This is a genomic window from Candidatus Krumholzibacteriia bacterium (genome assembly GCA_035268685.1).
Classification (GTDB): Bacteria; Krumholzibacteriota; Krumholzibacteriia; order JAJRXK01; family JAJRXK01; genus JAJRXK01.
Genome location: DATFKK010000198.1, coordinates 1 through 11,565, shown reverse-complemented (window position 1 = coordinate 11,565; position 11,565 = coordinate 1). Strand labels below are relative to the sequence as shown.

At 69.2% G+C, this 11,565-nt stretch carries 9 protein-coding genes; 3 read left to right on the top strand and 6 right to left on the bottom strand.

Annotated features, from left to right (window positions below; genetic code table 11):
• Positions 1 to 706 (top strand): hypothetical protein (locus VKA86_19345; GenBank protein HKK73365.1); only part of this gene is annotated, 706 nt, incomplete at its 5' end.
• 226 nt (positions 707 to 932) lie between these two features.
• Here the strand turns inward: VKA86_19345 and cydB are convergent.
• Together cydB and VKA86_19335 are read right to left on the bottom strand one after the other, a co-directional pair.
• Positions 933 to 1,958, bottom strand: a complete 1,026-nt coding sequence (gene cydB / locus VKA86_19340; protein ID HKK73364.1) for a cytochrome d ubiquinol oxidase subunit II — start codon at positions 1,956 to 1,958, stop codon at positions 933 to 935.
• Positions 1,955 to 3,304 (bottom strand): cytochrome ubiquinol oxidase subunit I, encoded by a 1,350-nt coding sequence (locus tag VKA86_19335; protein HKK73363.1) that lies wholly within the window; start codon positions 3,302 to 3,304, stop codon positions 1,955 to 1,957. Before VKA86_19335 ends, cydB begins: the two co-directional genes overlap by 4 nt.
• A 282-nt stretch (positions 3,305 to 3,586) precedes the next feature.
• Here VKA86_19335 and VKA86_19330 point away from each other — a divergent pair, with 282 nt between their 5' ends.
• A complete protein-coding gene (locus tag VKA86_19330) occupies positions 3,587 to 4,852 on the top strand; it encodes a DUF3179 domain-containing (seleno)protein (protein HKK73362.1) in 1,266 nt (421 codons plus the stop codon).
• A complete protein-coding gene (locus VKA86_19325; protein HKK73361.1) occupies positions 4,834 to 5,772 on the top strand; it encodes a transporter in 939 nt (312 codons plus the stop codon). The genes VKA86_19330 and VKA86_19325 overlap by 19 nt, the downstream gene beginning before the upstream one ends.
• Here the strand turns inward: VKA86_19325 and VKA86_19320 are convergent.
• From VKA86_19320 to VKA86_19305, 4 genes are all read right to left on the bottom strand, one after another.
• Positions 5,759 to 5,995 (bottom strand): hypothetical protein, encoded by a 237-nt coding sequence (locus VKA86_19320; GenBank protein HKK73360.1) that lies wholly within the window; start codon positions 5,993 to 5,995, stop codon positions 5,759 to 5,761. The two genes, VKA86_19325 and VKA86_19320, sit on opposite strands and share 14 nt — an antisense overlap.
• A gap of 174 nt (positions 5,996 to 6,169) precedes the next feature.
• Positions 6,170 to 6,415 carry a hypothetical protein gene (locus VKA86_19315; GenBank protein HKK73359.1) on the bottom strand — a complete coding sequence of 82 codons (246 nt, stop codon included), beginning with the start codon at positions 6,413 to 6,415 and terminating at the stop codon, positions 6,170 to 6,172.
• A gap of 64 nt (positions 6,416 to 6,479) precedes the next feature.
• Entirely contained in the window at positions 6,480 to 10,166 is a 3,687-nt protein-coding gene (locus VKA86_19310; protein ID HKK73358.1) for a translocation/assembly module TamB domain-containing protein, read from the bottom strand.
• The coding region (locus tag VKA86_19305) for a BamA/TamA family outer membrane protein (protein HKK73357.1) at positions 10,156 to 11,565 on the bottom strand (1,410 nt) is incomplete at its 5' end. The genes VKA86_19310 and VKA86_19305, both read right to left, overlap by 11 nt.

Here is an 11,565-nt window from a genome sequence, read left to right as displayed (position 1 = left end):
CCACGGCCGGGGCGTGCCTCGCCACCCGTCGTCCACCACCATGCCCTCGGTCTTCGTCCATCCCGACGTCGAGCGCGTCCGCCGCCTGCACGCGGATCTGTACGCCGCAGGTGCGGCGTCGATGCCGATCCGTGCGTGGATCGAACGCCAGGCGAGCGCGCTGCTGGCCGCGCACGAGCGCGGCGATCCCGCCTGCGCCGTCCAGGTCCGCGCGGTGATCCCGGGAGATTCCGAGCGCTCGGTCGACGAGACCCTGGCGGCTCCACTCCCGTACCGTCGAGCCCTGCGGGCCGTGGCCATGGACCACGGCTTCACCCGGCCGGACGCCGCGCTGGCCGCCGATCGGACGCAGGACCCGGTGTTCGAGCAGGCGCTCGATCTGATCGGCCGGGCCGACGTCGACGCCCTGCGCGGCCTTGTGGCCGAGGTGCCGCGCATCGTCCACGATCGCTCGCGCTTCGGCCACGGCGGAACGCTGCTCCACCACCTGACGGCGAACGGGGTCGAGATCCGCCGACAGGTCGTTCCCAGCAATGCGCCGCGGTTGGCGATGGTCCTGATCGAAGCCGGTGCCGACGCCGCGGCCACCATGCAGGTCTACGGTGGCCGCTGGACGGTGCGCGGACTGCTGGAGACGAGCGCACACCCGGCGACGGCGGGTGTCGTCGACGATTTCGTCCATGTGCTCGGCGTAGCCGGCGCCTGATTGCGGACGAGGCGCCCGGTCCGCCACTCCGAGGCACGACCAGCCCGTTCGGACTCGACGCCCACGCGCTGGGGCGTGGAGTTTCCGGACTTCCCGTGACCCCTCGGACTCGACCAGGACGGCGCGCGTGATCGACGCGGCCGGCCTCGAGGACGCCCTGACCGAGACCGTGCAGCGCTGAGCGTCTCGAGGGGTGCGGACGGAGACTCCGTCCGCACCCGGTCGATCAGTACGACATCGAGTCGAGTTTCACCTTCCCCTGGAACACCCGGTAGATGTGGAAGGTGTAGGCGATCACCAGCGGCATCCCGATCAACGCCATGATCAGCATCGTCTGCAGCGTCTTGGTGGAGCTCGACGCGTTGTAGGCCGTCATGCTGAACTCCGGCTGCGGTCGGGCATGGATCAGCTCCGGGAACATCCCCGCACCGAACAGCGCCAGCAGGAGCACCATGGCCACCGACGACGAGAGGAAGGCCCGAAACTCGCGTCCGTGGTGGATTTCCCGCGGGATGTTCGCAATCGCCAACACACTCAACGCCGGCAGCACGAACAGCACGGGATTGTCGCGGAACGGCGCCGACATGTGCGGCAGGTACAACAGGGTGGCCATGGTCGTGACGACGTACAACAGAATGAACCCGATGATGGTGGGCCGGACCCAGGTCCGCACCTTCGCGTTCAGTTCGCCATCGGTCTTCAGCACCAGGTAGATGGCCCCGTGCATCAGGAACATCGACACCACCAGCAGTCCGGTGAGCACGGTGTACGGGTGCACCTGGTGCAAGAGACTTCCCTGGTAGCGGAAGTTCTCCTCCAACGGCACGCCCCAGGCCACGTTGCCCAGCGCGACACCGATCAGCAACGAGGCCAGCAGGCTGGAGATGCTGAACGCCCAGTCCCAGAACGATCGCCAAGGACTGTCGGGACGCAGACTCCGCACGTGGATCGACACGCCGCGGAAGATCAGCGTGAACAGCAACAGGATGAACGCCACGTAGAAGCCACTGAAAGCGGTGGCGTAGACGTGCGGAAACGCTGCGAAGAGCGCACCGCCGCCGGTGACCAACCACACCTGGTTGCCGTCCCAGAAGGGCCCGATCGAGTTCAGGAAGATCCGGCGTTCCTGGTCGCCACGTGCCAGCAGGTGCAGGCCGCCCACGCCCAGGTCGAAACCGTCGAGGATCGCGTAGCCGGTGAGCAGCACGCCCACCAGAACGTACCAGACGACGTTGTAGAATTCCGGACTCATGAGCGCAGCTCCCCGGTTCGGGGCATGTCTTCCTCCAGCGGACCGTGCTTGACCTTCTGGTCGAGCAGGACGATGAACACCACGAAGAGCGCCAGGTAGATCAGCGTGAACAGGATCAACGAGAACAGCACGTGTCCCGCCGAGATGGTGTCACTCACCCCGTCGGCCGTGCGCATGAGTTCGTAGACGATCCACGGCTGCCGTCCGATCTCGGCCGCGGCCCACCCGAGCTGATTGGAGACCTGTGGCAACAGCACCGAGAACACCAGGATCCACAGCAGCCAGCGGTACTGGAACAGCTTGTCCCGCCAGGCCATGATGCCCCCCACCCACGATAGCAGGATCAGCAACATGCCGATGGCCACCATGAAGTGATAGGCCTGGAAGGTGATCTGGACGGGTGGCCGGTCCTCCTCGGGCCAGTCGTTCAGACCCTGGACCTCGGTGGCGGTGTCGAATCCGATGAGCCAGCTCAGCATGCCCGGGATCTTGATCCCGTGGACCTCCTGGCTGGCCTCGTCGACCCAGCCCATGATCGTGAGATCCGCGTTGTCCTGGGTCTCGTAGATGCCCTCGAAGGCGGCGAGCTTGGCCGGCTGGTGCTCACTCACGGTGTGCGCGCTGCTGTGGCCGGTGACCAGCTGCAGCAACGACGCCACCATGGCCACCACGAAGGCGACCTTCATCGAGGCCTTGGCGAACTCCTGGTGCTGACGGCGCAGCAGGTAGAACGCCCCCACCGAGATCACGAAGAAGGCGCCCGCTTGCCAGCAGCCGATGACGGTGTGCGACAAGCGATCGAGCGTCGAGGGGTTGAGCACCGCTTCCCAGAAGCTGGTGATCTCGGCGCGTGGTCCGACGGGTGTCTCGACGATGTGGTAGCCGGCCGGGGTCTGCATCCAGCTGTTGGCCACTACGATCCAGATCGCACTGAAGTGTGCGCCCAGGGCGACCATACACGTCGCGAAGAAGTGCATCTTCTTGCTGATGCGATCCCACCCGAACAGGAGCAGGGCGAGAAAGCCCGACTCGAGGAAGAAGGCGAAGATCCCCTCGGCCGCGAGGGGACTGCCGAAGATGTCGCCGACGTAGCGCGAGTAGGCGGCCCAGTTGGTCCCGAACTCGAACTCCATGACGATCCCCGTGCCCACGCCGAAGGCGAAGATGAGACCGAAGATCCTCACCCAGAAGCGGGTGAGCTGGTGGTAGAGGGGATTGCCCGTCCGCAGGTACATGCCTTCCATCATCACCAGCACCAGGCCGAGGCCGATGCTCAGGGGCGGATAGAAGTAGTGGAAGCCGATGGTCAGAGCGAACTGGATGCGCGAGAGCAGGACGACATCCATGGAGCCTCCAGGGGGGAAGGACCGCTCCGCGACGGATCCGGGTGACGGTGCTCTGCGCGGTGCGGTGAGACGTCGCCCGGAAGGGTAGGAGCGCCCATGTCCCAGTCCAACCGATCCCGTTGTTCCATCACGATTTCGTAAACGGAAGTGCGGCCATGTCGGCCGAATTCACCGATTCCGCACGAAGAGTCGGGCAAGCGTCTCGGCGCGGTCACACGACGGGACGACCCGTCGTAGTCACGGCGTCCGCCCCGATCGACCCGACGCGAGGATCCCGATCCCATGCTCCGACGCCGAATCCGTTCGCGCGCGCCGCGGACCGCTCTGTTTTCGACCCTGCTGGTCCTGATCGCGGCAGGGTGTTCCGAGACCGAGTCTCCGTCGGATCCCGACGTGGACCTGCCACCGGTGACCGACAGCGAAGGAACGCTTCCCACCGTCCGGAACGAACCGGGCGACTTCACGCTCGATGCCCACCGCACCGACCTGGAGATCCCGGCGCCCCCGAGCGGGACCTGGGTCCTGCGGGATCGTGAGTCCGGAAGTCTGATCACGGCCGACGGGTGGGCCTTCGAGGGTCCGCTGGCCGAAGCCGGCGTCCGCCTCCCGCATCTGGCGAAGACGAGCGCGTTCTGGTTCGCCTGGTCGGTGTTCCATCCGGGCTCGGAGATCTGGGGCCGCGACGCGGCGGTCCGCGACGCGGTGATCCGCAGCGATGGCGACTGCCTCGTGCCCTGCGACCAGATCCGGCGCAATCTGCCACGGGACGCGATCCCCTCGCTCCCCAACCCGGGCCCCCCGCAGGGGTCTCCCCGCTTCGCCGACGCGGGTTCGTCCGACGCGGCCTACCTGCGCCCCGGAGACATGGTGATCGGCCTCTTCGACGGGACCGAGGCTCGCGCCTATCCGCACAACGTGCTGTGGTGGCACGAGATCGTGAACGACACCTTCGGAGGACAACCGCTCAGCGTTTCCTTCTGTCCGCTGACCGGATCGGCCCTGGTGTTCTCGGCGAGTCGCTCGGCCTTCGGCGTGTCGGGCAACCTCTACAACAGCAACCTGGTGCTTTACGACCACGACACCGCGAGCCTGTTCTCGCAGATGCGCCGCGAAGCGGTCACCGGTGAACGCCGGGGCGAGATCCTCGAAGAGGTTCCCTTCGTCGAGACCACCTGGGAACGCTGGCAGCAGATGCACCCTGGCACCAAGGTCATCGCCTCGAGCACGGGTTTCTCGCGCGACTACACGCGATATCCCTACGGAGACTACCGCAGCGACGATCGTGACACCTTCTCGGTCACCGATCCCTCGCCCGATCCGCAGTTCCCGGGCAAGGCGCTCGTCACGGGTGTGCACGTGGGCGACGTGTCGCGAGTCTACGTCCACTCGGAGGTGCGCGAGACCATGGGGAATCGTACGGCCTTCCGCGACGAGATCGGGGGGCTGCCGGTCTGGGTGCTGTACGACTCGGCCGACACGTTCCTGCAGATCGTCCACGCCGGGGATCCCGAGTTCGAGCTGGACCTCGAATGGACCCGACTACCCTGAGCGCGCGCTCGGTCGCGTCCCTTCTGGTCCTGGTCTGCCTGGTCCCGACGACGACCCACGCCTCGGCGTGGACGCAGCCGGCCGGACACCTGTGGTGGAAGGTCGGCGCGTCGACGAGCTTCGCCGACGAGAAGTTCGCCAACGACCAGCTCGACGAGACCAAGCGCTTTCCCGACGGGAGTCCGGTACGAGCCGGCGACCGCATCCCCTTCGACTTCGTCACCGGCGGCGAGTACGAGTTCCAGCGCTACGCACTGGAAGCAGCCTATGGTGTCACCGATCACCTCGAGGTGACGGCCACCGTTCCCTTCCTGCACACCGTCTTCGAGAACGACAACGACGAGGTCGAGCCCGGAACCGGATTCGGGGACGTGGTGCTGGGCACGGCGATCGGAACGCGCCACGGGGATCGTGCGGCGGCTTCGTTGTCGCTCCGCTGGAAGATCCCCACCGCCGACGTGCCCCGCAGCGTCTTCGCACAGCCCCTCGGCGAAGGACAGCACGACCTCACCGTGCGCGCCGAGGCCGGCTGGTCGCTGTGGCCCCACGGGTGGCTTTCGGCCACGCTCGGCCACCGCTGGCGTGCCGCCAACGACGAACTGGGCTTCGACCCGGGCAACGAATGGGTGCTCGCCGCCGAATGGGGGTGGCAGCTCCGCCCGTGGCTGGCGCTGGTCACGCGCTTCGACGGCCTGCAGGGGTCTCCGTGGACCAGCCGCGACTTCGGCATCGACCAGGAGATCGCCACGCGGCGCCTGTGGTCGTACGCACCGGCGCTTCACATCGGCCTGGACCGCCTCGGAGCACCGGGCACGACCCTCGAGGTCGGGGCCTCGATCGCACTGGCGGGCGAGGACCTGCCGGTGAGCCGGGAGTTCCGGATCGGCTTGATGTCGACGCTCGACCTCAGCCGGCGCTGACGTGACCGGTGGTCGTGGGGCCGCCCAGGTCCGGCGGCGGCCCGCCGTCGACCAGGCCCTGCTCGCCCCACGGTCGGACCAGCTCGCTCGGCTCGACCTCTACCCCGAGCCCGTGCGCGAGCCGGTTGTAGTAGTTGAACAGCGAGACCACCTGCACCGTGTCGTGAACGGCCGTGTCGTCGAGGCCATGGGCGCGCAGGGGCGCGAGATCGTCCTCGTTCACGGCTGCTTGGTGATGGGTGAGACGTACGGCGAAGCGGCAGAGCGCCCGGTCGACGTCGCGCAGGGGCGCCGTCGACCAGTCGCGCGCTACGTGGTCGACCCACCGGTCGGCGCGTTCGTCGTCGTCGAAGATCGTGGCGACCTCGTCCCGGAGGTCGTGCGCGTGCGCGCGGCGTCAGTAGCGGCAACCGGCCTCGGACGACACGACGGTGGCCAGCATCTCGCGCTGACCGCGGCCCAGCGGCGACTCGCCGAACATGATCGTGCCGTAGAGCCGCACCGAGTCCCGCATCACCGGCGGGTTCAGGCTCATGACGTGCGTGACGTTCCACACGCGTCCGGCGCGCTTGACCGACGCGTCGAACAGTCGCCGCAACAGGCCCGTGGCTTCGTCCACGGGAACACGTTCGATCCAGGACATCGAGGCTCCACGTTCGAAAGAGGGTCGCAGGAGTGTACGGAACAGGATCCTCCGTGTCCCGCGCTCAGTAGTCCTTGCGCCACTCGATCTGCACGCCCGACCCCTCACCCTGACTGGCGACCGTCTCCAGACGGATGGACCGCGTCATCGCGTATTCCAGGCGAATCAGGGCCGCCGCGCCCTCCTCGAGCACCTGCTCGTACTGGACGATCACGTCGGGACTCAGGTACTGCCCCACGACCAGCGACGCGGAGCCTCCGTCGCCGGCGGGCTCGATCGACAGGATGTCGACGCCGAGACGCTGCCCGATCTGCTGGGACAACGCCGCCGCTCCGTAGGCAGCCGCGATCTGACGCGTGCGCTGGGCGAGGAGTTCGGACTGGCCCTCGTCGAGTTCGTCGAGCGGACGCCCGAACAGCAATGAGGCCACGATGTCGCCCTCGGGCATCTCGGGTTCACTGCCCAGCCGTAGTTGCGGCTCGAGCGCGGTCCCGGTGACGTCCACGGTGAAGCGGGTGCCCTCGATCGTCGTGGCCAGCCGGATGTCGAGCCGCGGATCCGGCTCCACCTGATCGGGGTCGAAGATCACGCGGCCGGTCTCGACCTGGAAGCGACGCCCGAGCAGGTCCAAACGACCGCGCCACACCTCCAGGCTGCCACCGATTCCCGGGGTGCCGTTCTCGACCAGCGCATCGACCCGTCCGCGCAGCTCGACGTCCAGACCATGACCTCGCAGCCGCAGGCCTCCGGGAACGTTCAGCGACACGGCGACGTCGGGCAACGGGAGGGTCAGGGTGTCGATGGGGCTCACCGGACGGTCCGCGCGGAGTTCCGCCACGGTCCTGTCGGCTTCGATGGCGGCCCAGAGCATCGACTCGCCCTCGACCGGCAGCAGCGCGGGCGGCGGCGCGGGCAGGAGGATCAGTCCGCCGTCGACGCGGACCTCGCCCTCCACTGTCGGCTGCAACAGCGTCCCGGTGAGCACGATCGAGGTGGCGGTCTGGAGGAAGCCGCCGTCGGGGAACTCGGCGCGTGCTTTCTCGGAACGGACGAAGCCATCGACGTCGAGCGCGTCGAGGGGCCCGTGGGCGTGCATTTCCATCGCCAGGTCGCCCTGCACGTCGACCGGCGCGCGCGCGAACTCCGTCAGGCGTTGCAGATCGAGGCGCGGGGTCTCGACGTCGAGGTCGAAGGTGTCGTCGGGACGCAGGGCGTACGAGAACGGATCGAGCGACAGGTCGAGGGGGACGGCGGCATCGGCCTGCACCCATGTCGTCGAACCCCCGGTCAGCTCCAGACCGGCCCGGAGCCGCGCCGCACCGTCGCCGTCGGCACCGTAGGAGGTCGACCAGCGCAGCGTGACGTCGCGGGAGTCGTCGTCGGAGTCGAGACGCGCCGCCCCTTCGATCGTCGCGCGGGGATCTGCCGCGGTGCCCGACAGGTCGACGGTGAGCGTGGTGCCGAGCCGGTCGGTCCGGGGCACGATCTCCTCGAGGTCGGGAGCCCACTCGAGCAGGCGATCGCGCGCGACGCTCAAGGCGACCTCGAAGTCTCCCTGTGCTCCGCTCGAGTCGACTCGCGCCGCTCCACGGACCGTTCCGAGGCTTCCGTCCAGATCGAGCTCCTCGAGGACGTACCGCGGCTCCCTGGTGTCGAGATCGAAGCGCATCGGACGGCGCGTGCCGATCGTCTCGTCGCGCCAGCGGACGCGCAAGGTGTCGACCTGCGCCCGGGCACGACCGCGGAGATCGGCGTCTCCACTGGCGCGGAGAAGGAGACTTCCTTCTTCCAGCCGGACATCGACTCCGACACCGGCCCGACCCGATTCGGCGTCGGGATCGAGTTCGGCGTCGAGGTCCAGGGTCGCCCGCTGCAGAGTGCTCGTGGCCAGGGGTTCGGCCAGAGCCATGGGAAGCGCGTCGCGCAGTGGGCCCGCGTCGACGACCAGCGACCCTTCCCCGGCGATCGTGCTGTCGGCCGCGGCCCGCAGGTCGAGGTCCAGTCCGGGTCCGGTCCCGGTCAGACGAACGCTCCACTCCGGTAGATCGAGCCGGCCGCGGGCACCGACCCGGACGGGGGTCGCGAAACGATCGCCCTCGAGCGTGAATCCCTCGGGTAGGTCGAGCGAAGCGCGCACGGAATCGCCGTCGTGCTCGGCTCGCAGGCGGAGGTCCGGGACCTCGGCGAACGGTGCCGAAGCACGGCCGTCGATCCGCAACTCGCCCCGAGGCAGGGGCAGCGCACCCGCGACCTGCAGATCGGCCCGCACCTCCGCGTCGACCTCTCCCCACGGCGGCGACGGCACGAGGGCCTCGAGTTCGGAGGTCGCCGCCCGCACCTCCAGGTCGACGTCGATCGACTCCGGCGACCAGCGACCGTCGCCACGCACGCTCAGGCCCGGCAACCGCAGGTCGAGGGTGTCCGCGCTCACGGCTCCCGTGTCACGGACGAGAGCGACCACCCGGCCCCGATCGATCCAGGCCGTCGAGCCGAGGTCGAGGACGAGGTCCACGGCGTCGTCACCCCGGGGACGCGCCACCAGCCGCAGCTCCGAACGCGACCACGTGGGGGCGGGCAGCCCGACCACGAGCTCGGCCGGACCGGGCAGTGATCCCTCGACCCGGGCTCGATCGAGCTGGACGCCGGCCTCGTCCAGGCGACCCCGGAGGTCGAGTGCGATCTCGTAGGCGACGGAGTCGGCGGGCCAGGTGGCGAGCAATCTCTCGAAGACGGCCGCCGTGGCACTGTCGGCCGCGGCGACCCACGGCGACGCCCACGTGGGGCGATCGTCGAGGACCACCCGGAGCCCGGCCTCGACCCCGCCGTCGGCACGCCATCGCGCGGCGAGGTCGACCGTCGCCGGCCGTCGTTCGACCAGCCGGCCGTGGAGCACGGCCGGCACGACCACGAGATCTCCGCGCAACGCGCGCACGACGATGTCGGACGGGACGACCGCATCGAGTCCCGTCGCCTCGGCTCGCGGTGCGAGCGACGTTCCCGGCGGAGCCCACGACCACACGTCGAAGTGCGCGCGCAGCGAATCGGTCACGGCGAGCGCGACCCCGCCCGCGACGCGTCCGATCTCGTCGATCGACACGTCGAGATCGACGCGGCCCAACTGCTCACGGCCGGGACGCAGATCCAGTCCCAGGGCGAGATCGTGCAGCATCATCGAACCTGCGGCCGAGATCACCTCGACGTCGCGCACCGCGAGCGTGTCGACCGCCACCGACGGCAAGCCGGCGAGCGCGCCGTCGCGCAGCCACGGCACGGCGACCTCTTCGGTCGGCTCCGACGGCGCCGGCTCCGCGGCGGTGTCGGCCGGTGCCGCCGCGAACGCGGCCTCCGCCCGATCGGCATCGATCCACGCGCCCTGCAGACGCACCACGCGCACCACGGCGTCGTGGTCCCACAGCGCGCCCAGATCGAGGTCCACCATCGCGCGGTCGACCTCGGCGACGCGTTGGGCGTCGACGCGCCAGCGGAAGTCCTCGAGTTCCACACGCCCGAGCGTGGGCCACTGCGCGCGGACGCTCGCCTGTCCCGGCAGTGCCTGCAACCCGGCGTCGAGACCGCGCTCGAGCAGCGCGAGACGCGCTTCGGGGACGGCCAGCACCCCGACCACGATCGACACCACGAGCACGAACGCAACGGCGAGCGTCCGCCACGCGATGCGTAGCACCCGACGCCACCGCCGCGGGCGCGGCGTCGGCTCGGCCACGGGATCGACCTGCGGTTCGTCAGTAGGCATGCCCGATCCCGAAGTGGAAGACGAGATTGGACTCGTCGGCCGGCCGACGCGCGACGTTCCATGCGATGTCGAGGTGCACGGGACCGATGGGTGTGTAGATCAACGGCCCGGCGCCGAGGGCGACGACCAGGTCGTCGGTGCCCACGTCGTCGGCCTCGCGCCACACCTGCCCGGTGTCGACGAACATCGACGCGCCGAGCCAGGAGCCCAGGCGCTGCCGCAGTTCGAGCCCCGCCAGTCCCCGCCACTGCCCGCCGATCGGATCTCCTTCGTCGTCGAGTGGACCGAGTCCGCGGCGCGTCGCGCCGCGGTGGGTGTTGAAGCCGCCGCCGAACCAACGCTGGGTGGGCAACAGGTCGGTGGCGCCACCCGTGGGCCACGCCGTAGCCAGGTCGATGCGGCCCGCGAGGACCGTCCCCGGCCGCGGCGACGTCACCCGCACCCACGCCCCCCGCACCGAGACCAAGGTCGCGTCGGCGAAGGGGAACGACGGCGCATAGCGTGCCTCGAATCGCACCCGTCGTCCGGCGGTCGGATCGAGCAGGTCGTCGACCCCGTCGTGGAACCACTGGAAGTCGAAGAGCACCTGTTCACCGGGCCGGGTCTCGAAGGCATCGACGTCGTCGGTCCGCAGGTCGAGCGCGGTCTCGATCCACGAGGTGCCCAGGCGCCACGACGTGCGCTGGTCCACGTGGAAGAGGTTGTCGACGAAGACCTCGAACTCCTCCGATCCGTAGCTCTCCTCGTCCTCGACCCGGTACCGTGTCCCGAACTCCGTGCGCGAGCGTCGGCGCAGTAGCACCGGCCAGTCCACACTTGCTCCGAGTTCGCGCAGGTTCAACGCGAACGACCCGTCCACCTCGAAACCCCGTCCGCCTCCGAAGAGGTCGCGGTGCCGCCACCCCGCGCGCACCTGGATCGGGTGATCGCTCCAGGTGCCGATGCCGATCCGGGCGCTGCGCAGCTCGCGCAACGTCAGGTCGACCGTCATCTCCAGAGTGTTCGGGGCGGTGCGATCGGCCCGCACGCGTACCTGCCGGAACAGGCCGAGATCGCGCAGGTCGCGGCGGGCGTTCTCGAGCAGGACGGGCGTGAATCGCTCACCACCCGGGCGTTCGATGCTGCGTCGCGCGAGGTCGCGGATGTCGTCGTCGGCGCCGCGGATCTCCAGGCCGTCGAAGCGGAAGCGTTCGGTCGAGGTCACGACGAAGGTCACGACGACCTCGCCCGGATCGTCGAGCGCGATCTCGGATTCCACCTGGGCCCGTGCGTACCCCGCTTCCTCGAGATGGCGGCGCAGCGTCGCCCGGGCGGCCTTGACGGCTTGGTCGCGGAAGCGATCACCCTCGGCGAGAGCGGCGTCGTCCTCGCGGGCCGGCGGATCGAACCCCGGCGGGAG

Coding starts and splice junctions, on each gene's coding strand:
- VKA86_19330 (HKK73362.1), top strand. CDS start 3,587: ATGCTCCGACGCCGAATCCGTTCGCGCGCGCCGCGGACCGCTCTGTTT.
- VKA86_19315 (HKK73359.1), bottom strand. CDS start 6,415: ATGTCCTGGATCGAACGTGTTCCCGTGGACGAAGCCACGGGCCTGTTG.
- cydB (HKK73364.1), bottom strand. CDS start 1,958: ATGAGTCCGGAATTCTACAACGTCGTCTGGTACGTTCTGGTGGGCGTG.
- VKA86_19325 (HKK73361.1), top strand. CDS start 4,834: ATGGACCCGACTACCCTGAGCGCGCGCTCGGTCGCGTCCCTTCTGGTC.
- VKA86_19335 (HKK73363.1), bottom strand. CDS start 3,304: ATGGATGTCGTCCTGCTCTCGCGCATCCAGTTCGCTCTGACCATCGGC.
- VKA86_19310 (HKK73358.1), bottom strand. CDS start 10,166: ATGCCTACTGACGAACCGCAGGTCGATCCCGTGGCCGAGCCGACGCCG.